A 24,926-nucleotide genomic window follows, 5' to 3' on the forward strand; every position below is an offset into this window, starting at 1 on the left:
TCGCAACGGTCACTACACCAATTGCCAGGTCTTTCCAACCGTTCTTGGCTCGATCCTCCGCAGCCAAGGCCTCAAAACGAGCCTTGTCTCTCTCCTGAGCAGCTTGTACGCGTTCAACACGACTCTCCATCTGCTTGGTCGCCTGTTGGTAGGCCATCGCAAAGCGTTGGACAGACTGGAGTTTGGCGAAATCACCCGACTGATAAGTCCCTACAGTCCGTGTCTTCCCTGCATGTTCTGCGATCAAGGCCTTGGTCGCCGACAAGAGTTCCTTAAAGGCAACCAAATCCTGACTCGCATGATTACTTTCATACTGGATGATCGAGTTGTCCAAGTTTTTGACCTGATTCATGAGAAAGTTATAGTTCATGACCGTACTGGTATGACTACTTCCTGAATAGCTCACCAAGTCTGAAATCTTGTCCTTGGTCGTGTTCAAGAGCTCAATCTCACTCTTTAGATTGTCACGTGAACTCTTTAAATCACTATGAAGGGTTGTAAACACCTGACCCGGTAACTTTGCATGATTGCTTGAATCAATCTGGTAGTAGCCATCCTTGTACAGTAGGAGGTTAGTTGAGTAGTCATTCATCAGGTTGACCAGAGTTTGAAGGAGAGTCCCATGCACCTCTACTAGGTAACTGCGCATACTCGAGATGGCCTGACCTTGGAGATTTTGATTGTTGATGAAGTCGCTCATAGCCTTATTTAGATTAGCGATGGCCTCTTCCCAAGCATTCATCGTCTTTTGACTTTCCACTTGAACAGAGGTAATATCATCAAATTTTATCTTGTAACTCATAGAACCTCCCTACTGCAAGCCAGAAAACATTGTTTGTCCCAATACTGTATCTGTACGGGCCAACTCTTTTCCTGTAGCGGACATCAAGGCGATGTCTGTTCCCAATAAGGACGTATAGCTCGTCATCAACTGATAGAGCTCATTGAATTGTTTTAAAGAGAATTCTATTTAAAGTAAGAGTTTACCAATGGTTTATTGGTAAACTCTTGCCTCATTTATTCTATCATAGAAAGGCGAACTTGCCTGTTGTAAAACTATAGTTTAAACAGATTTTACAACCAACCCTTAGCTTTTAAGAACTCATCGGGAATGCGTAGTTCAATCTCTGCCATGATTTCTTTTAAGTAGTTATCCCAATCCTTTGTTCCCATATAACTACGCATTTTGCTTTCAAGCGATGCTCCAAATTCATCATTCAAAACAATAGAGAATCCGCATAAATCATTATCGTAATTAAATTGAACCCAATAGTAGTCATATGCCCTGAATACGAGGCGTAATATATGATGATTTGGGACATCGACCAACTCACAAATAGTTACTTCAGAGGCTCTATCTCCAAAGGAACGCTGAATCCGTTCAATTACTTCTTGTTTTATAGCTTCCATACTTTCTTGAGCCATACCAATACCTCCTTCTTTTTTATCGCCAACCCTTGGCTTTTAGATATTTCTCTGGGATATACGACTCGATTTCTAATATGATTTCTTTTAAATATGCATCCCAATCGCTTATTTCGCTATAACGACTGTTCGGCTTAGAAAGTAATAACCCTTCCTCTCCGTTTAAAAACAGATAAATTTCAAAGAAATCATTCTCGTACTGAAATTTTACCCCGGCAAAATTATAGACGCGGAACTTCAGTTTGAAAGTATGATGATTTGGTTCGTCAATAACATCATAAATTCCAGAACCATACATTCTATCACCAAATACATTTCTAATTATTCTACTTGTTTGTACCGCCATAGTCCCTGTTTCATTTAATTGCATACCAAAATTCTCCTATCTTAAATGGCCCTGTGTATCCATGTTGTTCTTGCAAATAATCCCATTCCCATCTTATAGCTGAGTCTTCATACTGAGGAAGTTCCGGATCATGAGAAAATCGAATGGTCTTGCCTTGCGCAACTGCATCATCCAATGCTGGTTTATTAAATGCTTCAAACATTTGTTCTCCACGGCTGTCTAAGTTATATGCTTTCGTCAATTTATCCCAATCATCCCCTAAACTGAAGTAAGTAGTATCGCCAGCCTTGCTGATGTATGAATTTGGACCAGGTGTACTCCAATCTTGAGTCCCGTCAGGTCTAATTGTAGGCTCATATTTACCTAATGTCATTGTATCCGAGTCAGGGTTGATTACACTCTTCGTCCGATACATTTCATACTCTTCCAGTGGCATATTTTTTATTGGAGATTTGGAAGTATTCCGATTCCAACTATCAATTATAGATTTTTCCTTCGCTACATACTGTTTAAACTTCGAACTCTCCCTCGCAAGTCTACTTTCTTCTATATTTTTCAGGATTTGTTCTTTGTTATACTTCGGTGTTTCGACATTGTGGACACCTTTCAACTTCGGAAGTTCCCGACTAACTAATGGGGATTTGTTTAAGCCTTGTTGGAGTTTCTCCTTCGCCAGATATTGGTCAAAGTTACTGGATTCCCTCGCAAGTTTACTTTCTTCCAGATTCTTCAGAATCTGCTCTCGGTTATACTTCGGTGCTTCGACATCGTGGACACCTTTCAACTTCGGAAGTTCCCGACTAACTAATGGGGATTTGTTTAAGCCTAGTTGGAGTTTCTCCTTCGCCAGATACTGGTCAAAGTTACTGGATTCCCTCGCAAGTTTACTTTCTTTCAGATTCTTCAGAATCTGCTCTCGGTTATACTTCGGTGCTTCGACCTCTACTTTCACCTTATTGAGACTAAACTTGCTAGCTGCTGAGGAGACCACATAACCTCCTACGATATTCCCGATAAAGTTTGCGGTTTGGGCGTCTTCCTCACTACCACCTAGGAGCTTGGTCCCGTGATAGGCAACCTGACCTGCTGTATAGGCACCTGCTTCCCCTATCGCAAACTGGGTCAAGCCCTTGACAACGCTCTGAGTCTGCCCTATGGGAATCATGATGGCACTCGCTGTCACAAAGACATTCCCAACATCATGATACAGCTTGTCATTCCCCATGAAAAGGGTATCTCGGATGCGATTATAGGATTTCGTATGGACATCCCCTGCATTCCCAAGTTGGATGTTATGAATCCCTTCCCCTGCATTAGACGCCCCATAAGCCGCTGTTCCAATTCCTGCGGTTAAGCCAGCCCCAACAACCAAGGGTGTCGCTGCCCCCATAGTTGCCCAAATCGCTAAAGCACCAATCGCAACAGTCACCACACCAATTGCTAGGTCTTTCCAACCGTTCTTGGCTCGATCCTCCGCAGCCAAGGCCTCAAAACGAACCTTGTCCCTCTCCTGGGCTGCTTGCACGCGCTCAACACGACTCTCCATCTGCTTGGTTGCCTGTTGGTAGGCTATCGCAAAGCGTTGGACAGACTGGAGTTTAGCGAAATCACCCGACTGATAAGTCCCTACAGTCCGTGTCTTCCCTGCATGTTCTGCTATCAAGGTCTTGGTCGCCGACAAGAGTTCCTTAAAGGCAACCAAATCCTGACTTGCATGGTTACTTTCATACTGAATGATCGAGTTGTCCAAGTTCTTGACCTGATTCATGAGAAAGTTATAGTTCATGACCGTACTGGTATGACTGCTTCCTGAATAGCTCACCAAGTCTGAAATCTTGTCCTTGGTCGTGTTCAAGAGCTCAATCTCACTCTTTAGATTGTCCCGTGAACTCTTTAAATCACTATGAAGGGTTGTAAACACCTGACCTGGTAACTTTGCATGATTGCTTGAATCAATCTGGTAGTAACCATCCTTGTACAGTAGGAGGTTAGTTGAGTAGTCATTCATCAGGTTGACCAGAGTTTGAAGAAGAGTCCCATGCACCTCTACTAGGTAATTGCGCATACTCGAGACGGCCTGACCTTGGAGATTTTGATTGTTGATGAAGTCGCTCATTGCCTTATTTAGACTAGCGATGGCCTCTCCCCAAGCATTTATCGTCTTTTGACTTTCCACTTGAACAGAGGTAATATCATCAAATTTTATCTTGTAACTCATAGAACCTCCCTACTGCAAGCCAGAAAACAGTGTTTGTCCCAATACTGTATCTGTACGGGCCAACTCTTTTCCTGTAGCGGACATCAAGGCGATGTCTGTTCCCAATAAGGACGTATAGCTCGTCATCAACTGATAGAGCTCATTGAATTGTTCCTGATACAAATCGAGCACCTTGGATTCCGATGTCGTGTTGAAGTTTGGCTTACTCACTCCAGCCAAACTAGCCTGAGCCTTGGTCAAACTACTGATGTGCGCGTTAAACAGAACCTCAGATAATTGAATCGTTCCATACATGACCTTACCCCTCCTTCGTATGTAGTAACTTCTCGATGAAATTTCCCAGATTGTTAATCTGACTTTGGCACCAACCAATAATGCCATGTTCTTCGTTCTTTTGATTTTCCAACCTAGTGATTTCATCACAGATGGCATCATAGAAGGTATTCATCTCCGTTTGAAAACTCGTGTAGTCACTAGAGAAGGTTTCCCACTGCTTGGTGAAATCATCTTTTTGTTTGCCTTGCCATTCTGGCTGAATATTTCGGTGCATGATGGGATACTTGATATTGTGAACATTTTGTTGGATTTTCCCTACAGATTTCTTGGCCGTACGAAGACGTTCCAATTTTTCATCGATGGAAGTAATCCGTGATTGGGCAGAGGAGATGCTGGCGGAGTAGGCATTCACTCTACCTTGAAGATAATAGATTTGATCATAGTCTATTTGCCCCATGTATTAGCCTCCTAGTTCATTTACTTCATTCAACTCAGCAACATTCCCTTTAGGAATATCTGTTGTAGAGACAACCGAAGCAATATGTTCCAACATAAGCTCATTATCATCATCGCTATAGCCCTCTTGAACAACCTTAAAAACATCTTCATGATTAAAGTAGATAAGGCTATCTCCTACCATTCCTTCGGGATAGAGACAGGCTCCGTAATCAAAACGGTAGAGATCTCCTTTGACGGGTGCTGCAATCACACGAGCAATGATGAGCATCTTTTTAGTACTTCCCTTTAAAACAATAACACTGCCTAGTGGTAATAATTTAGTATCTGACATAAATAACCTCTCTAAATTTCTAATAATTGAACGGATTCATAATGATCTGGATAAAGAATATAACCCTGGTTCGGTTTCAGTGCCGGCTCATTTGTGATGTAAGGATAGCGAGTATGATCTTGATCACTGATACGTACACCGAGAAAGACTTGTTCTACTAGCTGATTAACTAGTTTGACAAAATTATCGTAATTGTTCGCTACTAGATCTTGGTAGGCGCCTATAAAGAGCAAGGTTACTCCATACTGAGCTCCTTCACTAAGGAGTTGCTTGAAGTCCAGTTCACTCACTCCAGCCGCCATAGCCGTCGCAGCAATATCAGGTATCAAAATTAACCATTTTGGATAGTCCTGACTCGGAGACGCAACCCGTTTCTTAAAGTCTTCTAATATCGTCTTCATGACATTATCAACCTCTAAAGAAGTATTAAATCGTTGAATACCATCAAAGAACTGATTGTTAATACGCTGACTAGGATCTAAAATAACAGTATTATACACTCCTGATAAACGGTTTAGGTGATATTCTAGTAATTTATAGTAATTCGTTACAAAAGCAGGACTGTCTGAGGCTATAAGAAGAGGGCGTTCAAAACTAAAGGTTGCTGGAACAACGGCTTCTCTTTCGAGTCCCAAGATAAAGTCTTGACTGCTTTCTAAGATTTCTGACATCACCTCTTTGGTTACCTTTTCTGGTAACATTGGGATACCTGTAGGAAGTGGGCCATCGTATGCTATAGCCATTGCTTCTTGTTCTGCACGAACTTCCTTTATGTAGTCCGTATAATGTTCACTGCTGTATGGCAACATCACTTGGAATTGGACAATATCATCCAATTTAGCTATGGCACGGCCTTTAATTTCATCGAGTGGAATATTTGAACGTCCTACTACACCTGATAAGTCACTGGTATCAAATAAGAAGAGAGAAATCTTGGTCTTAAAGTTCGATTGTAGCTGTAGACGCATCGCATTGAGACGAGAAAGTGTCACAACCAGATAGATTCCTAGAGAGGCACCATCTCGAGAAATGACATTTAAAGTATCATAAAAGGCATCGACAAATGGGGCATCCATTACACTATCAAAACCATCTATCTCTATGAAAATAGTTGGAAAACTCTCATCTGACAACTGATTGTATTGCCTTAGATTTGTGGCTCTTGCTTGCGAAAGAGCATGTTTCCGAGTTTTTATCTCTCTATTCAAGAATCGAAGGGATTTCATGATTTTCTCAGTTTCATCCAAGGTGAAATAATCTGCAACATGAGGAAAATCTGAAATAGAGATTAAGCCACTGGTACCAAAATCATAGAGGTAGAAATGGACCTGTTCTGGTGTGTGCTTACGAATCACATCCATCGCAAAGTTCTGTAGAAAAGTGGACTTACCGAATCCCGGACTAGAAACCAACAAAATATGGCCTCTTTGTTCCATATTGAAGTAAAGGGGAGATTGTTCCTGTCTTTCTGGAATATCTTGATAACCAATTAAAATAGGTTGCAATGCCTCTGAACGTCCCCAATAATCCTTGTAGTTAGTCGATTGTGTATCTTTAGCATATATCTTCTCTTCAAGTGGTGGCAACCAAGGACTGGCTACCTGATGAATATGAAGACCATCAAAGACTTCACGGGCTTTTTCTACAATGGCGTCTAATTCTGTTGGAACAGCCTTTGCTTCTTTTTTATTGACTAAACCACTCAAATCTTTATTAATGGCATTGTATTGACCATTACTTGTAATCTCATACACAGTTGTGTTTTTTTGAACATGATTTCGTCCTTCTGGATTATAATCCGCACCTGACCAAGCGCTTTGGAATAGCTCATAGATTTCATTGTTTCCGACTTGAAGATAGGCTCTACCTGTCTGGGTGATTTCTGCGGCATCAGATGTTTTGATTACTTCTCTAGAATCTGCAGCATCCTGTACTTTAAGAGCTATTTTAAACTTAGAGTTCGACCAAATTTGATCGTTGACAACCCCACTAGGTTTTTGGGTTGCTAAAATTAATTTAACCCCCAATGATCGACCAATACGAGCCGTAGAGACCAATTCGTCCATGAAATCAGGTTGATTCGCCTTCAACTCTGCAAACTCATCACTAATGATTAATAGATGTGGTAATGGTTCTTTGACCTTCCCTTCTTTGAAGAGTTTCATGTACTGGTTGATATGATTGACATCATTTTCTGCAAAAATACGCTGACGCTTCTTAAGTTCAGCTTTGATAGATACCAGAGCTCGATTGGCCTGGTTGCCATCCAAGTTTGTAATCGTACCAACAACATGAGGTAGGTCTGCAAAGAGATTAGCCATCCCTCCACCTTTATAGTCAATCAAGAGGAAAGCAACCTCATACGGATGGTAGTTCACAGCTAAAGATAGAATGTAGGACTGAATAAGCTCAGACTTCCCTGATCCCGTCGTACCAGCAATCAATCCATGAGGTCCATGCGCCTTCTCATGGATGTTTAGATAAAGAATATCATCTCTACCTCGAACTCCTAGAGGAACAGCCATTGTTTGGAAAGTTTCATTGTCTTGCCATCGTTTTAAAAGTTCTAGTTCCTCTACCTTATTGACTCCATACATCTCTAGGAAGGTAATACTATTCGGAATCGAATTACGCAAAGTTTGAACATGATGAATACCCGCAAGATTTCTCGCAAAATTTTCCTTTTCCGATAAACTTACAGGAGGAAGAGGCGTAATTTCTTTATTTGTATAATTGCCATCCTGAAGTAATACTGTACCTTTTTTATCTCCTCGATAGTCAACAACTGTCTTAACGTGTTCTGGTAGACTCTCAAGTACTTCTTCTACGAATACATAATGAATTCCTAAATGGGATAAATCTTCATTGATGTACTCCATAATGTTGTGATCCAACATCAGACTTAAATCTGTAAGAAAGAGAATATAATGAGGGCTGTATTGCTTTTCTTTCCCTTTATCCTGCTCACTATCTAACTTTCTATCTTTAATAACTTGATAGAGCGACGTTAATAGTTGATCTCGAGTACGTTGATTGTAAACAAAACCACGGCTATTTAGTGCTTTTATTTTCGTATGAGGTAACCATCGGCTCCAATTCCATAACTCAAACTCTTCCTCTCGGAAAATTGGAATAAACTGTAAATCATGGTAACTTTGGAAAGTCGCTAATTGCATCATCATCTGTTGAACTTGTTCAATCACTATTTGCCGTGTTCCGATATAGCCCGTAGGATTTGTTAATGTATGTGTAATAGGTACCTGCTTAGTCACACGATAGTAGGAAAGTAGTTCTTGAATTTTTTGGTTAGCAGCTACATTATATTTTGTTAATTCAGAATCTGAATACTCAATAGAAAAACTAGAATTAACTTCACCCAAACCCAAACGATAAGACAGAAAATCAAAATGATAAAGTGTCTTTTCGTAAATACGTCTATCCGTTTTTTCTACCATTTCTAAAATCTGATCCATGCCAGGGAAATGATACACCAAAGCCTTAACTTGTTCTTTACGTAAGTTAGCTAATTGTGAATACTTGGTTTCCAAGTATTTCATATACTCAACAATTTTCTGTTCTTGAAGTTCCTTATGTGATTTTTTATCAGAAAAATAAGTATGAATGGAAGTCCCAATAGTAATGACAGACATCCCCATCATCATGAACATCATGCCACCACTACGTGTGAAGTAAATCGTTAGTATCGTAAAGACAATCATCGCCAAAGGGGTAATAATCAATCTTAGTAACGATTGTTTGTTGCCTTCATCATCTGTTGGTGCCGAAGCAATCGTTACTGTATCCTCGGGTTCTCTCAGAATAATCCGTGGAGAGCGATGAAATTCTTTTGAACGATCCTCGACCATTACTTCAGAAAAAGGCAGTAAGCTCGTCTCAATAGAAAATAGTGAATGAATCGATAAGATTTGTTTTTGAACGGATAAAGCTAGACCTTGTTCAAAAACAAGTTGGTCCATATCTTGAATATTTTGCGTCCCTTTTCTTCTTTCACCATTAAGATAATATGGACTAGCACTATAAATCGTCTTATTTGTCCCATCAAAGCTCAAAATGATTTCTATAGGAAAATCAACTAAGCGAATAGTCGCTTCTTTCTTATCTGATAAATATAGTATTTTTTCGGGAAGAAGGTAATACTCGGTGTTTTTAATAATCAATAAGGATACACTTATATCTTCAGCTATGGAAACCAAATGATACCCATAAGAATAAGTCTCTCCGAGCAGTTCAACTCCCGTTTCCTTGACTTCCAACACCACATTTTCAAGAATAGGAAGATAGATATTAGAAGCTATAGAAGGCCCCAGTTGATAGGTATTCCCTGTATAGAGTGGATAAACATTGTCTTCAAAAAATAAATAATTCATAGACCACTCCTATCTTGACTCTGTTGAAGTTGAAGTCGTATTCGACTTATTCGTCTCTGGTGTTAGGTAGTTTTTCTTCAATTCTTCCAATTTACTCTTATAATTGTTTAGTTGCTCAGTACGTTGTTCAGATGTGAGGTTAGGGTTTCTCTGAACTTCATCAACCTTTTTGGTAAGACCATACATCAATAATTGTGGGTCATCTAAGTAACTTGCAATATCTATAGCTTCATCAACTTTCGACTGCCCAATTAAAACCCAGTAACGAAGATAGTCTGTACTTGATTGAGTTGATATTTTGGATAGCTCTGTCTTTTGCGTTTCTGTTAAAGGCTCTGTTTTAATGACGGAATAAGCCACCATATAAGCATCATCTTGACTAAGTGATTTAGAATCTGTATTTTTAACAGTAGATACAACCGAAGAATAATCTTGGTTTACAAAAGCCAAACGTAAACCTGAAATCATTTGTTGATTAGGCATAGCGAACAATGCAAAGTAAAACACTCCAACAATTGATAGCACTCCAATAAATGATGCAATAATGGTAGTCCACTTCAACCGCGAAACAAGTTTATTAGGAACACGTGAAAATTTTTCTTTATTTTGTTCCTTTTCTTCTAAGTATTTTTCTAGTAGTAAGGCTAAGATTTCATCCAAATTTTCAGACTTCATGATGGTCTCACAAAACAGTTTTCCTTTATAAAATGGCGACTGTCCCTCCACTAATTTTTCATAACTTACCTTTTTATCTAATAGAGATACTATCATAGCTTTAAAGTTAACTGTAAACGCCTCTAGCTTCAATGCATCATAGGGAGGCACTTGCCCTTTAACACCACGAAAAATGAATAGAGGGTTCCCATTTCGTGAAAACACTAAATTACTAGGTGATAATTCATAAGTATAAATTGAATCCTTCAGCGAGTTAAATAATTGACCAACATTGATCAGATGACGTAATTTTTCTTCCTCAATCATCGTAGTCAGCTTATCCCAAGAATAATATTCATCAGTCAATAGACTTTCAATCGTTAGTTTACCTTCTTCCTCAATAACATTTTGATTCACAAAATAAGGTTGTATTGCTGTTAATAAAGCATAAGCTATTTCACGATTTCCCTTGATATCTCCAACTACTAATTCAATTTTTTGAACTTCCATACCTGACTCCCTTACTATATTCTTTCCAGGTTTAATAAAACTCCGTCTTTCACTAATACTAGACTGCTCGTACTAGCAAGAATTTCTCCTGACTGTTGATTTCTTACACTTGGATTCATTACCTTAATTCCAATACCATAAGCATCTGAGACGATTTGTATCAATTCTTTAATCGTTAACTCAGTAGGGACCCTTAAATCTAATATTTTAGATAAAAAAGGCGAACAATCCAGACTAATATTAATGTACTCTTCCATATAAAACTCCTAAATCTATTATGCTATGCCTATTATATCACGCAAAACATGAATATTAAAGAACTTTCTATTTATAAAAAGAGATACATTTTGTATCTCCCTTTATGTATTTTTCTATCGACTTTATTGTTTAGCTATATGTAACTTTTTATAAAAGAGCGAGTAAATTGTGACAATCATCCCTAGTATAAACAATAAAATTGCAGTCCAAGAAACAGGAGACTTTACATTTTTAAGTGAAACAGTCTTTTTATCACTGTGGTTGATTTGAATCTGATTGGTAAATAAAGCAGACTGATACTCATTAACGATATTCTCCGATTCCACTTTAGTGCTAAATAAGTTTGTTTTAACTAATTGATACTTTTCTTTATCCAATTTTTTAGTTGTATCAATCAATTTATATGTCTCAGGATGAAATAACTTTGTCAAATTACTCTCCTGTTCAAAGTACTGAATCTCTGTTTTCTTGGTATTCTTATCTAAAGACGTATCTATTTGCAAAGATCCATCGTTTGCAAAAGCAACACTACCTTTTGTAAAAATTGAAAACAATAGAAAGATAAAGACAATATTTTTTTTCATATTACTTGCTATCCTTAACTTGGCGATACAAGAAAATATTTACAAGTCCCAAAGCAATTGTTAGAACAACAATTACCATTACTGACTGAACAACTCCGTTTTGCTGATTAATGAATGATCTCACTACACCTTCAAGATATGTTAACGGAGAAAGAGTTGTTAAAATAGGAGCTGGATTCACATAATATTCATCAAATAATTGAGTTGCTGAAATGATATAAAGCAGTAATAGACTTATGCTTATCAAAAATCCAAGACTTTTTAGTTTATCAAGAAGGATATTCAGACTATATGTCATCATTAGACTCACCAAGACAAGAAGCATTACAAACCAGCTCAATTGACCTACAGAGAAAGCAAGTTTAACTCCAGAAACAATCGCAATTATAGAACCAACAGCTACTGAAATCACACTTAGGAAGAACATTGGTCCAGAAGAATTTCTCCATGACAAACGGTCCTTCAAACTGATTAATCTTTGCAATTCTTCTTTATCTGCATGTTGGAAAAGATAGGCAACAACCAAGCTAACAAGATAGCTGATTAAGATAACAAGGAGTCCTGATCTCTCATCTTGACGATTCGTCTGTGACGGTCTATTGGTCGCAGCTGATACAACATTCCCAATTTTAGAAGCATCAACAGGATTTGACAAATATTCATAGACTGCATCATTTTTCGTATTACCCGTTCTAGTATTGCTCAAAACAGTAGAAAAGTTTTTAAGGAATTCTTCGTTTGAACCATATTCACTAGACATGATATTTTTCAATTCAGAAACGCGTGCACTTAATGATTTTCCGTCTTTTTCCAATGTATTAACATCATTCGTCAACTGAGTCATAGTAGCTTGTATCGTCTCAGAAACAGCTTGGTTTGCTTTTGTATTGTCCATCAAGGTTTTACTAGCTGAAATCAGTGTACCTAGGTCCCTGTTCATATCCATACTAACATTAACCATACTAGTATTATCTACTTTTTCTGTTGCAACAAAACTAGGTTTACCTTTAATCGTTGTATCCACTAATTTGGTCTGTTCAATTAACTGTCTTAACTGAGTTATTAGATCATTGGTTGTTGTTCTCAGCTGTTCGATGTTAGATGTTAATTTCTCAGCATTGGCTAATCGTGACTGAATATCCGTCAATTTTTTATCAGAAATCTTCAAATCTGATTTTAGAGCTTCTACTGTAGTTGCTTTGATTAGATTGGTCACAATGGTCTTGAGGTCATCATTATTTGCTAAGGCAGCAAGAGAACCTTCTGCTGGAACAAACGTAGTGTCTGTGTACGTATTTTTAGATAAATCTAAGCCGTAATACGCAGTAACAAGTCCTGATAACTGTAGATACGCCTCAACATCTTTATAAACCGCTTGAGTTAGCTTGGTAGGATTGTACTCCCAGTTAGAAATAATGTCTTGCATCTCATAATGACGATTCAAAACTTTTTTTTCTGTTTGATTTATCTTAGTAGTCGTGATGGTCTTCGTAATTGTAATAATTTCTGTTGGTTTCTGCACATCAGGCGTAGAGGAACCTGAAGCTACAGAAGTAGCTGGACTAACAGGCGCAGCATGAACTGTCTCATTCTCTATTTTATCTTTTTCTACATAAGGGGCATCTTCCTTTATAACTTTTACATCTTCTGTCGTATCTAATTGATACTTAACAAGCACAGGTGACAAGACATTGAGATCATTTTCATTCTTGATTCCTAGTGTGTATGAAATAGTCATACCTGGAGATACTTCACCAGGGAAAGATACCTGATAACTACCTCCTCCAAGATCAGAAAATCCAAAATTTGATTCTTTAAGATAGTATCCGCTTGGTACTGTTATCTTTAATTTTGAAATTTTTCCTTCAAACGAAGGTAAAGTTAGCTCACGTTTTGTTGTGCTCTTAGACTTAATGTCATTCTTTAACTGAGAGAATTCTTCATTTTCAAGTGTTGTAGATTGCAAAGTTGGCAAATCTTTCCCTATCTTCTTACTATACCACCGTATAAAAGCACTAATATTTTTCAAATGTTGTTTATCAGTATCTGACAAAGAGAGATTATTTATAGTTGTATCATCGTAGTATACACTTGGCCATTTACTAGTAATTTGATTTTGCATACTAGTATTTAACGACTTGATATAACTTCCAAGAGTTTTATTAGCTCCATCTACCGCTGATGGGTTTTTAGCCAAGGAAGACTCTACTGCTTCTCTAATCTTTGTATCATAATTTGATAAGGTATCATCAATTTCCTTATTATTCTTCTTCAAACTTTCTAGAAGTTTTGCGATATCTTTGTTATAGGAAGAAGCCTTATCAGTGGTTTCTTTCCAAATAGCTGGCTCTGAAAAATTATTATTAAATTGAGTGTTTATAGCAGCCAATTGAGATAATTGTTTCTCAACTGATAATTTGGAAAAGTCTTTATCATAGTTGGACAAAGCCTGTTCTCTAGTATTCAAGGAATTATCCCATTTTTTTTGTTGCTTATCTATTCCATTTATTGTTTCCTCATATGTCTTATTAACAGAATCAATTGATTTAAAGGCATCATTTGTATTTAACAGGGTCTTGTTAAATGACGAATACGATGATAAGAGATTATTCGGTGATGAACCCAACCCATTAAACTGTTGACCATATTGAGCAAGAGGATCCACTAACTTATTATTAAAAGAAGTCAGTGACTCATGTTCATTTGTAACTACATCTGCAACCTGGCCTTGTGCTGTTTTCAAATTCCCGATAATACTAGTGAAATAAATATTAATCAAATCCTTATTAAAGAGCTCTTTGAAAGCTACTACAGCTTGTTCAGCCTGTTTGACAGTCAGTTGGTCACTTGATTGAATTTGATATTGAAACTTCGCCTGAACAGGGGAAGTTGATTCGATTGCTAAAGCTTCTTCTGAAAATTTACTTGGCAAGACTATCATCAACTGATAAGTCTCATTTTTTAGACCGCTTTCAGCGATTGACCTAGAAACAACTTCCACTTTGTAATTATTTTTAGCTATGAACGAATTTACTAAAGTATTCGCAATGTTAATCGGTTGTCCATTATATACCTTACCCGTATCTTCATTAACAATAGCTACTTTAATAGGGGCTTGTTGCACCGAGGAATCTGAGTTCGTTCGGCTGATAGGTGTTGGTTTTACAATTGCAAAGAAGGATACTATCATTGTCACAAATAACAGTAGCATCCCTAAGCTAAATAAAACTTTCTTTCTCACATTTTCTCCTTAATTAAATATAGTAAAAAAGTTGAGGATTTCTCCTCAACCTCAACTTTAGATTATTGAAGACCAAAGTTTCTAGATAAGTCTTGGTCATTTTGTTGCATCGCTTGAGCAGTCTTATCAAGTTGTGTATTGATTTGTTGCATTAAATCAGCAAAGTTTTCAACCTTTGGTTTCAATTCAGAGAATTGTTGATCAAAGCCTTGGAACGCAGCACCTTCCCATTCCGAACGCAAGGTATCTTGCAAGCGTTGAAGATTGCTCAAAATAACTCTGATATCGTTTGCAGCTTTTCCATATTCACGTGCACGTGATTGGAGGGTTTCTGGAGATACACGAATTTGTCCTGACATATTTTTACTCCTATGTTTTTTGTTTTATTATAACATTATTTCATATATGAATCAAGGATTTTTGGAAAAAAATTTATAGTATTAATCCATAATTAAAGTCATATAGAATACAATAAATAGTTACTTATAAAATACAGCATAATTTTTTCGATTTATTACTTCTGTCAATATTTAGAAAATTTAAAAATCTTTAAATTTTAAATTACCTTTACTCTAAATCAAAAGGTAATATTTCAGATTTTCATTCATTTCTTTCCATCTTTTGCTCTAATCCCTTATTACACGTAAAAAGAAGCCTTTCGGCTTCCTTTCTTACAAGACTTTTGCTGAAGTACGAGTAATCTCTTCTACTTGAATATTCTCTGATTCAAATTTTTCTTTCAAGGCTGGTAAATAAATTGATCCATCGATTTGAACTTCGATAATCACCTTACCATCCTTACGCGGAATATTGACTGTATGCGAGATATTCAAATTTTCTTCTACAATCAAAGAAACAATCTTTCCGAGTACACCAACTTCATTTTCCGTAACAAAGCGTACACGAATCCCTTCCTCACCATAACCAGCAATTTCAAGAAAGGCTTGGAAAACATCACGGTCCGTAATAACCCCATAGACTTGATGGTTATCTACTACAGGAAGAATACCAATCTTATTTTTCAACATCAGATAAGTTGCATCCTCTAGACTCGCATAGCCTGAAACAGTGACAACTTCGCGAATCATCACATCTTTTACTTTTGTCTTATTTAGAAGATAGTTCATCTCATAGATAGAAAGACTGGTTGCTTTGGATGGACTAGCTTGCGCAATGGTTCCTTCAGTTACCAAACCAACTAATTGATCATTTTCGATAACAGGCAAGCGATGCAACCCTTGCTCTCTCATCAAATCTGCTGCATGAGATACTGTTGTATCTGGACTAATATACACTACCTTACGGGTCATAAAATCTTTAACTGCCATGAGACTTCTCCTTTTCTGTTCTTATCCCTATTATACAATCTTTTTGTAAATCTATCAAACGCTTACATTTCTTTTTCAAAATTCAGAAAAGTATGAATAAGCTAGCAAAAAGAGCTCTGAAATCGAGCTCTGTGAATGAAGGGTAGACACACTTCATTCTGTTCCATTTCAATGATTAGAAGCTAACCTTCCAGTGCAGATGAGAATTGCTTTGCAATCTCAATATGCAGACTAAAATAATCCCCTGGATTTGATGACTGCTTCGCAATCTCTATTCACCGACTAAAAAGGTCCCCCGGACTATAATGATGATTGCTTCGCAATCTTCATTTGCAACCTAAACTAGTCTCCCAGACTAGTTTAGCCACCCAGATATGCTTTTCTGACTTCTTCTGATGAAGCGAGTTCTTTTCCTGTTCCTGATAGAACGATTTTCCCTGTTTCCAGTACATAGCCTCGGTCAGAGATAGCGAGTGCTTTATTAGCATTTTGTTCAATCAAGAGGACAGTTGTTCCTTGCTTCTGGATATCTTGAATGATATCAAAAATCTCTTGGATAAAGATTGGGGCAAGTCCCATTGATGGTTCATCTAAAAGAAGAAGTTTTGGTGTTGACATAAGAGCGCGTCCCATGGCAAGCATTTGTTGTTCTCCTCCTGAAAGAGTGGCTGCGTCCTGGTTCTTGCGTTCTTCAAGACGTGGGAAGCGTGAAAAGACCTTCTTCAAGTTAGCTTGATTTTCTTCACGGTTTTTCTTTAAGAAAGCTCCCATTTCTAGATTTTCCATAACAGTCAAGCCAGGGAAGACGTGGCGTCCTTCTGGTACTTGTGAAAGACCACCTGCCACGATTTTCTGAGCTGGCATTTTTTGGATTTCTTGACCTAAAAATTCAATTTTTCCTGAGCTTGGTCTAACTAGACCAGACAAGGTACGGAGAATGGTTGTCTTACCTGCACCATTGGCACCGATAAGGGAAACTACTTCTCCTTCATTCACTTCAAAGCTTACATCACGGACTGCTTGGATCATACCGTAATGCACAGAAAGATTATCAACTTTTAACATAGACATTAGGCTTCACCTCCTAGATAAGCTTCGATAACACGTTTATTGGTCTTAATTTCGTCAGGAGTTCCCTGAGCAATCAAACGACCATATTCAAGAACGTAGATACGTTCTGTTACTTCCATAACCAGATTCATATCGTGTTCAATCAACATGATGGTAATCTTAAATTCATCTTTGATACGACGAATTAACTCAGTCAATTCAGCAGTTTCCTGCGGGTTCATCCCTGCGGCTGGTTCATCCAAAAAGAGAATTTTAGGTTCCGTAGCAAGGGCACGAACAATTTCCAAACGACGTTGTTGTCCGTAGGCAAGATTTTTAGCAAGAGTTTCTGCATCACCATCTAAATCGAAGATTTTCAACAATTCCAAAGCTTTAGCCTTTAATTCTTTTTCACTCTTGTAAAAAGCTGGCAAGCGTAAGAAACTAGCAAAAACATGTTGTTTGTGATGGTTGCCAAAGGCAATCAAAACATTGTCCAAAACTGTTAAATCTTTAAAGAGACGGATATTTTGGAAAGTACGTCCAAGTCCCAAAGAAGCAATCTTATAAGGTGACTTCCCATTTAAAAGGTGACCATCAAGGGTAACAGTTCCCTCGCTCGGTTCATAAACACCCGTCAAGAGGTTGAAAAGAGTGGTTTTCCCAGCTCCATTTGGACCGATTAGTCCAACCAGTTCCCCTTCGTTCAATTCAAGAGTCACATCTCCAACAGCTGTTAGACCGCCAAAATGTTTGGTTAACTGTTTTACTTCAAGTAATGCCATTAGTTTTGTTCCTCCTTTTTAGATTTTTTAAAGAAACGTGATAGGCTTAATTCCCATGTTCCAAGGAGTCCACCTGGTCTGAAAATCATTACCAAGACCAAGGCCAAAGCGTAAATAATCATACGTACACTAGCAACATCTTGGAGAAGCATATTCAAAATTCCAAGAACAATAGCTGAAACAATCGCACCTGTAATGGAACCAAGTCCACCAAATACAACAATAATCAAAACGTTGATTGAGTTGATGAAAGTGTAATCTTTCGGTACAACTGAACCGATAAATCCTGCCTGAAGTGACCCTGCAATACTTGCAGTAATAGCACCAAAGACAAAAGCGATGATTTTAATTTTAGTTGTATTAACACCGACTGACTCTGCAGCAATTTCATCCTCACGAACAGATAGGGTTGAACGACCAATTGGACTACGCAAGAAGTTCAAGGTTGCAATGGTTGTAATTACGACAAAGAAGTAAACCATTGGCCAAGTTGTAAAGTTTGGAATTCCCAAGATACCTGCCGCACCATTTGTAATGCTTCCACCATTGATGATAAAGATACGGATAATTTCAGAAACACCTAGAGTCGCTACCGCAAGATAGTCGCCCTTCAAACGCAAGGTTGGAATTCCGACAAGCAAGGCAACTGCTCCTGAAAGCAAAGCCCCTACCAGCATAGCTCCAAAGAAGGCACCGTAGGTTGGTGATTTAGAACCAATAATAGCTGCTGCATAGGCACCAATCGCCATGAAACCAGCATGCCCAAGTGAAAATTGTCCAGAAAAGCCAACGATTAAGTTAAGACCAACAGCCAGAATAATATTAATTCCAATTTGTTGTAAAATCTGTACATAGAATAGATTGAGTACTCCGACTGAAACCAGTACACTAATCAAGCCATAGCCAGCTAACAAAAGGAGTAACCATAGAATATTAACTTTTAAATTTTCCTTCATCGTTTACACCTTCTCTTTCACATTTTTACCAAGGATACCAGCTGGGCGGACAATCAAGATCAACAACAAGATTCCATAAACAATGGCATCACGGAAGTCTGACATTCCAAAGGCTGTCGCAAAGGTTTCCAATAGACCAATCACAAAACCACCAAGCGCCGCACCAGGAATGATTCCGATACCACCAAGTACTGCGGCAACGAAAGACTTAAGACCTGGAGTAACCCCCATCAAAGGCTCAAGAGAGTTATAATAGAGGGCAATCAGAACACCAGCCGCACCCGCAAGAGCAGAACCCAAAGCGAAGGTAAAGCTGATAGTACGGTTTACATTGTTCCCCATCAATTGCGCCGCATCGCTATCTACTGATACTGCACGCATGGCTTTCCCCATCTTCGTTTTTTGGACAATGACTTGTAACAAAATCATCAAAATCAAGGAAATGGCCAAGATCATTAACTGCACATTTGTTAGGCTAACTGGGCCCAAATCATAGCGAACTGTTTGAATCGCTTGAGGGAAGGCACGGGTATTGGCACCAACCAGATAGACCATGCCATACTCCAATAGGAAAGACACCCCAATAGCCGTAATCAAAACAGCAATACGAGTAGAGTGGCGCAAAGGTCGGTAAGCAAGAAACTCAATCACGACACCAAGGATGGCTGTCGCTATCATAGCTACAATAAGCGCTACAAAGAAATTCATTTGGAAAGAATTAATCAAGAAATAACCGATAAAGGCTCCCATCATATAAATATCACCGTGTGCGAAGTTGATGAGCTTGATAATTCCGTAAACCATGGTATATCCTAGGGCTAACAGCGCATAAACACTACCTAGAATCAAACCATTTACTAGTTGTTGGAGCATAAAATTCACTCTTTCTATATATAATTTCGAGGGTTTCCCCTCACTTTTTGATAGGTTCTTAAACATCGAAACAGGGAGTGAGTCAGAGGCTCATTCCCTATTTCAACATTTTTCTATTATGGTTTTACAACTTCTGCTGCTTCAACCTTACCATTATTCATGGTCATCATGTAAGCTGTTTTGACTGTGTTGTGGTCTGCATCGAAGCTTGTTTGACCAGTTACACCTTCAAAGTCTTTTGTTTTAGCAAGGTTGTCTTTGATCTCACCTGAGTTTTTGGCACCTTTTGCTGCGTTTGCTACAAGGTGAACTGAGTCATAAGCCAAAGCTGCAAATGTTGAAGGCTCTTCATTGTACTTAGCACGGTAAGCCTCAAGGAAGGCTTTTGCTTTAGCAGAAACTTCTACAGTAGTTGAGAAGCCTGAGATAAAGTAGATGTTTGATGCTTTTTCAGGAGTTGCTTGTTGTACAAACTCTTCACCGTTGAATCCATCACCACCAACGATTGGTTTGTCAATTCCCATACCACGCGCTTGGTTTACAATTTTACCAGCTTCAGTGTAGTAACCAGGAACAATGATAGCATCAAAGTCTTTCCCTTTCATTTTTGTAAGGGCTGCTTGGAAGTCTGTGTCACCTGCTACGAAAGTTTCATCTGCAACGATTTCACCTTTGTAAGCTTCACGGAAGGCTTTGGCAATCCCTTTAGCATAGTCGCTGGCATTGTCAGTGTAAAGAACAACTTTCTTAGCTTGCAATTTTTCAGAAACATAGTTTGAGATAATTTTTCCTTGGAAGCTATCTTGGAAAGTTCCGATAAAGAGGTAATCTTGACCTTTAGTCAATCCATCTTGAGTCGCACTTGGCGAAATCAATGGAACACCTGCTTTTGTAGCGTTCGCTACCGCAGCTGCAGTCGCACCAGATGTCGCAGGTCCTACGATTGCTGATACTTTAGATTGAGTTACAAGGTTAGTTGTTACTGAAGCCGCCTCAGCTGTTTCAGACTTATTATCTTTATCGACTACTTCGATTTGTTTTCCATCGATACCACCTGCTGCATTGATTTCATCAACGGCCAATTGGGCACCTTTTTGTTCAGATGTTCCGTAGGCTGCTACAGCACCAGTTTCTTCAAAGTTAAATCCGATTTTGATTGTCTTTTCATCTACTGAGTTACCAGCAGCATTTGACGCTCCAGACTTCACTTCTCCACAGGCTGCAAGAAGTGCTACACTTGCAAGCGCCACAAACGATAGGGCAAATTTTTTCTTCATATTTTTTGTCTCCTTATTTCTTAAATAAATAGCATGTTAAGAATATACCGAATTATCAGAAAATTGTCAACACTTTTCTTGAACTTTTTCGATGATAACGTTTTCCTCTCGATAAAGATTGCCCACAAAGGGTGTTTCCAGCTCTTGGATATGACAAATTCTGACTTTTTTTATAAATTTTTCCTTGCTCAAGTGTCCGACCAATTGCTCCACTTCTTGAGTTGGAACATAAAGCTGTAAGTAACGATGTTTCTTGGAATGATAGGTAATATCTCCATAATCCTGCAGTTTTTTTGCATCACGATTATAGTAAAGATAGATAATCAAGCCAGATCGATTGACTTTTTCAAACATGGTAAATCCTCTTTCTAAGAAATCTCTCCCTATTATACCAAAAAAAGCAAACCCAGTCGAGTTTGCCTTCTTTGATCATTAGTTCAATGAATTGTTAGCCATGATTTCATCAATAAAGCCATATTCAAGTGTTTCTTGGGCACTCATCCAGTTATCACGTTCTGCATCTGCATGGACTTTTTCGATTGACTGACCTGAATTTTCAGCTAAGATTTTTTCCAAGGTTTTACGAGTTTTAAGCAAATGTTCTGCAGCAATCGCCATATCGGTTTGTTGAGTACCACCGCCTGTACCACCCATTGGTTGGTGGATCATGTATTCAGCATTTGGAAGCATGAAACGTTTGCCTTTTGCTCCACTTGATGCAATGACCGTCCCCATAGATGCGGCCATACCCATAACGATGGTTTGGACATCTGCCTTAATAAAGTTCATGGTGTCAACGATCGCCAAACCAGCTGAAACTGAACCACCAGGTGTATTGACATAAAGGTAAATATCTTTTGTACTATCTTGGGCATCCAAGAAAAGCAACTGGGCAATAACTGAGTTAGCCATGTTGTCTTCAACTGGACCTGTCAGCATAATGATGCGGTCTTTTAGAAGACGTGAGTAAATATCGTAGGAACGTTCTCCACGGCTTGTTTGTTCAATAACTACAGGAATCATTCAATTCTCCTTTTGAGTTTTAATTTTGTTGGTCAAATGACTGAAGATAAGACTATTATAATATCTAGGTCAAAAAAGGTCAAATTTTTGCTCTGTTTTCATCAGACAGAAACAAAAACTCAACCTCCTTTCGTGACTGGAAATCCTTTTCCAAGTCAATCTTCTTTTCGATCTTATTTCGTACCGAACAAGCGGTCCCCAGCATCTCCAAGACCTGGAACGATATAACCGTGTTCGTTCAAGCGTTCATCCAAAGCTGCTGTAAAGATTTCTACATCTGGGTGAGCTTCTTGAAAGGCTTTTACACCTTCTGGTGCTGATACAAGGCAGACAAATTTGATATTTGATGCGCCACGTTTTTTAAGTGAGTCAACAGCCAAGATCGCTGAGCCACCTGTTGCCAACATTGGGTCTACGACAAAAATTTGACGTTGGTCAATATCTTCAGGCAATTTCACCAAATACTCAACTGGTTGAAGTGTTTCTTCATCACGGTACATACCGATATGGCCAACTTTAGCAGCTGGAACCAAGCTCAAGAGCCCATCAACCATCCCGATACCTGCGCGCAAGATTGGAACGATGGCCAATTTCTTACCTGCCAATTGTTTTTGAACTGTTTTTGTAATTGGTGTTTCGATTTCCACATCTTCTAGTGGAAGATCACGAAGTACTTCATATCCCATCAACATTGCAATCTCATCTACTAGCTCACGGAAAGCTTTTGTAGAAGTATCTGTACGACGCAAGATTGACAATTTGTGTTGAATCAGTGGATGATTAATAACTTCAATTTTTCCCATTTTTGGAGTTCCTTCTTTCAATTTATTCTTCTTATTATACCAAAAAACGGTTTAAAAATCTTTCTAAACCATTTATTTTTGATAATTTTTACATTAGATCTGCCTCTTTAAGAGCTGCCTGTACTGTCTCAAGTGGTAAATGGGTTAATTCTGTTCCCTTTTCTTGATAAAGGTATTGGGCATAGTCGTCCATTCGATACTGGTTAATATAAACCACGCGCTTGCAGCCGACCTGCAGCAATTGTTTTGTACAGTTCAGACAAGGAAAATGCGTTACATAGGCTGTAAAGCCTTTAGGAACACCACGTTCTGCACCTTGAAGGATAGCATTGACCTCAGCATGAAGGGTGCGAACACAGTGTCCTTCAATGACTAGACATTCGTGGTCAATACAATGCTCGGTTCCTGATACCGAACCATTGTAACCAGTGGAAATAACCTTATTATCTTTTACCAGAATCGCGCCCACTTTGGCACGTTTACAAGTGGAACGATTGGCAATTAGTAAGGCTTGGGCTGCAAAATACTCATCCCATGCTAGTCTTTTTTCAGTCATCTCTTTTCTCCTTTTTCTCTATTTTTTAAAAAATGGTAACCGTAAATCCGCTATCTTTTCAGCAGGTACCTTCATGCCATCCTTGATCCATTTTAGAAGGACAGAGACGATGGCCGAGCTCCAGAAGGAATGAAGATAAGAGCTGACACCTTTTGATTTTCCATGGTATTTTTCCAGAAACTCCTGCATGGCTTGGACAAAGATTTTTTCCAGATGGTAATCTAAGGCAAGTTGAATCACTCTGGCTTCCTTTCTTGCCTCTCGGAAAAGGTGAACCCAGACCATATAAAGGTCTGTCTTTAAATCATAATGATGCAACTGTTCCATAATATTGTGGACAGTTCGTTTAAAGACACTTTCCAAAATCTCCTCTTTGGAATCATAATTGCGATAAAAGGCCGCACGCGAAACGCCTGCACGTTTGACCAATTCAGAAATACTAATCTTGGTCAAGTCCTTTTTTTCCAAGAGTTGCAAGAGGGCTGTTTCGATGGCTTCTCTAGTTAATAAATTGGATTCTTGGTTTGATTTTCTGAGATTTTCAAGAGACTTTTCAGAGATTCTACGTTCAGACATAACATTTTCTTTCTACTTGTCACAACAGACGGATGAGGCTTTTGTTTCAAGGGCTTTCATGATATAATTGTAAAAAAAGACAGAACCTTTGTCAATGTATAACTGACAAAGATGGAGAATTTCTATGACTTGGAAGATTATTGCTGACTCTGGTTGTGATTATCGTCAACTGGCAAGACCAGCTATTGACACGACCTTTGTGAGTGTTCCCTTAACCATTCAAGTAGCTGATCAGGTCTTTGTTGATGATGCCAGTCTTGACATTGATCAAATGATGGAAACCATGTATGCAACTGCAGAAGCTTCAAAATCAGCTTGTCCAAGCCCAGATGATTATTTGCGAGCATTTGAAGGAGCCAAAAACATTTTCCTAGTAACCATCACAGGTACTCTCTCTGGCAGCCACAATAGTGCTCAACTAGCAAAGAATATTTATCTGGAAGATCATCCTGACACTAAGATTCATGTAATTGATAGTTTGTCTGCTGGTGGAGAAGTTGACTTGCTCGTAGAAAAATTGAATGACTTGATTGACCAGGGCTTATCTTTTGAAGAAGTGGTTGAAGCTATCACAGCCTATCAAGAAAAAACCAAGTTACTTTTTGTCCTAGCCAAAGTCGATAACTTGGTGAAGAACGGCCGTTTGAGCAAGCTTATCGGTACAGTCGTTGGCCTTCTCAACATTCGTATGGTCGGAGAAGCTAGTGAAACTGGAACTCTCGAATTGCTACAAAAAGCAAGAGGACCAAAGAAAGCAATTCAGGCAGCCTATGAAGAGTTAGTGAAAGCAGGATATACTGGTGGTCGTATTGTCATGGCTCAACGCAATAACGAGAAATGTTGCCAACAGCTTTCAGACCGAATCCGTGAAAATTTCCCACAAGCCAACATCAAAATTCTCCCAACATCTGGTCTCTGCAGTTTTTATGCAGAAGATGGTGGTTTGCTGATGGGATATGAAATTGATTGATTGCATTCTTGACAAGAGGTGACTTCATCTCTTGTTTTT

The 24,926-nt window shown here is 38.6% G+C and carries 25 protein-coding genes; 1 reads left to right on the forward strand and 24 read right to left on the reverse strand.

Features of this window, described 5'->3' with window-relative positions; all coding sequences use genetic code 11:
* From D8855_RS09120 to D8855_RS09255, 24 genes are all read right to left on the reverse strand, one after another.
* The coding region (locus tag D8855_RS09120; RefSeq protein WP_221762850.1) for a T7SS effector LXG polymorphic toxin at window positions 1–802 on the reverse strand (802 nt) is incomplete at its 3' end.
* A gap of 272 nt (window positions 803–1,074) precedes the next feature.
* On the reverse strand, window positions 1,075–1,425 hold the full coding sequence (locus D8855_RS09125) for a hypothetical protein (RefSeq protein WP_049488048.1): 351 nt from the start codon (window positions 1,423–1,425) through the stop codon (window positions 1,075–1,077).
* A 19-nt stretch (window positions 1,426–1,444) separates the two neighbouring features.
* A complete protein-coding gene (locus D8855_RS09130; RefSeq protein ID WP_125417063.1) occupies window positions 1,445–1,795 on the reverse strand; it encodes a hypothetical protein in 351 nt (116 codons plus the stop codon).
* Window positions 1,782–3,989 carry a T7SS effector LXG polymorphic toxin gene (locus D8855_RS11000; RefSeq protein WP_260467391.1) on the reverse strand — a complete coding sequence of 736 codons (2,208 nt, stop codon included), beginning with the start codon at window positions 3,987–3,989 and terminating at the stop codon, window positions 1,782–1,784. The genes D8855_RS09130 and D8855_RS11000 overlap by 14 nt, the downstream gene beginning before the upstream one ends.
* Window positions 3,990–3,998: 9 nt before the next feature.
* The gene (locus tag D8855_RS09155; RefSeq protein WP_125417065.1) at window positions 3,999–4,283 is read right to left on the reverse strand and encodes a TIGR04197 family type VII secretion effector; all 285 of its coding nucleotides are present in this window, start codon (window positions 4,281–4,283) and stop codon (window positions 3,999–4,001) included.
* Window positions 4,284–4,287: 4 nt separating this feature from the next.
* Window positions 4,288–4,722 carry a YwqH-like family protein gene (locus D8855_RS09160; protein WP_125417067.1) on the reverse strand — a complete coding sequence of 145 codons (435 nt, stop codon included), beginning with the start codon at window positions 4,720–4,722 and terminating at the stop codon, window positions 4,288–4,290.
* A 3-nt stretch (window positions 4,723–4,725) separates the two neighbouring features.
* The gene (locus D8855_RS09165; protein WP_049486988.1) at window positions 4,726–5,055 is read right to left on the reverse strand and encodes a DUF4176 domain-containing protein; all 330 of its coding nucleotides are present in this window, start codon (window positions 5,053–5,055) and stop codon (window positions 4,726–4,728) included.
* A gap of 11 nt (window positions 5,056–5,066) precedes the next feature.
* A complete protein-coding gene (essC, locus tag D8855_RS09170) occupies window positions 5,067–9,443 on the reverse strand; it encodes a type VII secretion protein EssC (RefSeq protein ID WP_125417069.1) in 4,377 nt (1,458 codons plus the stop codon).
* A gap of 9 nt (window positions 9,444–9,452) precedes the next feature.
* Window positions 9,453–10,607, reverse strand: a complete 1,155-nt coding sequence (essB, locus tag D8855_RS09175) for a type VII secretion protein EssB (protein ID WP_042750269.1) — start codon at window positions 10,605–10,607, stop codon at window positions 9,453–9,455.
* Window positions 10,608–10,621: 14 nt separating this feature from the next.
* Complete coding sequence (locus D8855_RS09180) at window positions 10,622–10,864, reverse strand: type VII secretion protein (RefSeq protein WP_042750271.1); 243 nt, start codon at window positions 10,862–10,864, stop codon at window positions 10,622–10,624.
* Between the two features lie 123 nt (window positions 10,865–10,987).
* On the reverse strand, window positions 10,988–11,449 hold the full coding sequence (gene essA, locus D8855_RS09185; protein ID WP_004261567.1) for a type VII secretion protein EssA: 462 nt from the start codon (window positions 11,447–11,449) through the stop codon (window positions 10,988–10,990).
* A gap of 1 nt (window position 11,450) precedes the next feature.
* Window positions 11,451–14,690, reverse strand: a complete 3,240-nt coding sequence (gene esaA, locus D8855_RS09190; protein WP_049486983.1) for a type VII secretion protein EsaA — start codon at window positions 14,688–14,690, stop codon at window positions 11,451–11,453.
* A 62-nt stretch (window positions 14,691–14,752) separates the two neighbouring features.
* Window positions 14,753–15,049, reverse strand: a complete 297-nt coding sequence (locus tag D8855_RS09195) for a WXG100 family type VII secretion target (RefSeq protein WP_004261570.1) — start codon at window positions 15,047–15,049, stop codon at window positions 14,753–14,755.
* Window positions 15,050–15,361: 312 nt separating this feature from the next.
* Window positions 15,362–16,018 (reverse strand): CBS domain-containing protein, encoded by a 657-nt coding sequence (locus D8855_RS09200; RefSeq protein ID WP_125417071.1) that lies wholly within the window; start codon window positions 16,016–16,018, stop codon window positions 15,362–15,364.
* A gap of 360 nt (window positions 16,019–16,378) precedes the next feature.
* Window positions 16,379–17,089: an ABC transporter ATP-binding protein gene (locus D8855_RS09205; RefSeq protein WP_000062200.1), complete on the reverse strand. Its 711-nt coding sequence runs from the start codon at window positions 17,087–17,089 to the stop codon at window positions 16,379–16,381.
* Window positions 17,089–17,853, reverse strand: coding sequence for an ABC transporter ATP-binding protein (locus D8855_RS09210; protein ID WP_001185997.1), 765 nt, complete (start codon window positions 17,851–17,853; stop codon window positions 17,089–17,091). Before D8855_RS09210 ends, D8855_RS09205 begins: the two co-directional genes overlap by 1 nt.
* Window positions 17,853–18,809 carry a branched-chain amino acid ABC transporter permease gene (locus D8855_RS09215; protein ID WP_125417073.1) on the reverse strand — a complete coding sequence of 319 codons (957 nt, stop codon included), beginning with the start codon at window positions 18,807–18,809 and terminating at the stop codon, window positions 17,853–17,855. Before D8855_RS09215 ends, D8855_RS09210 begins: the two co-directional genes overlap by 1 nt.
* A 3-nt stretch (window positions 18,810–18,812) precedes the next feature.
* Window positions 18,813–19,682, reverse strand: a complete 870-nt coding sequence (locus tag D8855_RS09220; protein WP_125417075.1) for a branched-chain amino acid ABC transporter permease — start codon at window positions 19,680–19,682, stop codon at window positions 18,813–18,815.
* 116 nt (window positions 19,683–19,798) lie between these two features.
* Entirely contained in the window at window positions 19,799–20,959 is a 1,161-nt protein-coding gene (locus D8855_RS09225; protein ID WP_125417077.1) for an ABC transporter substrate-binding protein, read from the reverse strand.
* Between the two features lie 66 nt (window positions 20,960–21,025).
* Window positions 21,026–21,313 (reverse strand): YlbG family protein, encoded by a 288-nt coding sequence (locus D8855_RS09230; RefSeq protein WP_042750284.1) that lies wholly within the window; start codon window positions 21,311–21,313, stop codon window positions 21,026–21,028.
* A 78-nt stretch (window positions 21,314–21,391) separates the two neighbouring features.
* Window positions 21,392–21,982: an ATP-dependent Clp protease proteolytic subunit ClpP gene (gene clpP, locus D8855_RS09240; protein WP_000613465.1), complete on the reverse strand. Its 591-nt coding sequence runs from the start codon at window positions 21,980–21,982 to the stop codon at window positions 21,392–21,394.
* A 173-nt stretch (window positions 21,983–22,155) separates the two neighbouring features.
* Window positions 22,156–22,785 carry a uracil phosphoribosyltransferase gene (upp, locus tag D8855_RS09245; protein WP_125417079.1) on the reverse strand — a complete coding sequence of 210 codons (630 nt, stop codon included), beginning with the start codon at window positions 22,783–22,785 and terminating at the stop codon, window positions 22,156–22,158.
* 88 nt (window positions 22,786–22,873) lie between these two features.
* Complete coding sequence (locus D8855_RS09250) at window positions 22,874–23,341, reverse strand: deoxycytidylate deaminase (protein ID WP_000136973.1); 468 nt, start codon at window positions 23,339–23,341, stop codon at window positions 22,874–22,876.
* An 18-nt stretch (window positions 23,342–23,359) separates the two neighbouring features.
* The gene (locus tag D8855_RS09255) at window positions 23,360–23,917 is read right to left on the reverse strand and encodes a TetR/AcrR family transcriptional regulator (RefSeq protein WP_049486977.1); all 558 of its coding nucleotides are present in this window, start codon (window positions 23,915–23,917) and stop codon (window positions 23,360–23,362) included.
* Window positions 23,918–24,041: 124 nt separating this feature from the next.
* On the opposite strand from D8855_RS09255, the gene D8855_RS09260 reads away from it, so the two are divergent.
* Complete coding sequence (locus tag D8855_RS09260) at window positions 24,042–24,887, forward strand: DegV family protein (RefSeq protein ID WP_125417081.1); 846 nt, start codon at window positions 24,042–24,044, stop codon at window positions 24,885–24,887.
* Window positions 24,888–24,926 lie beyond the last annotated feature (39 nt).

The organism is Streptococcus mitis (assembly GCF_003942685.1).
Lineage (GTDB): Bacteria > Bacillota > Bacilli > Lactobacillales > Streptococcaceae > Streptococcus > Streptococcus mitis_CD.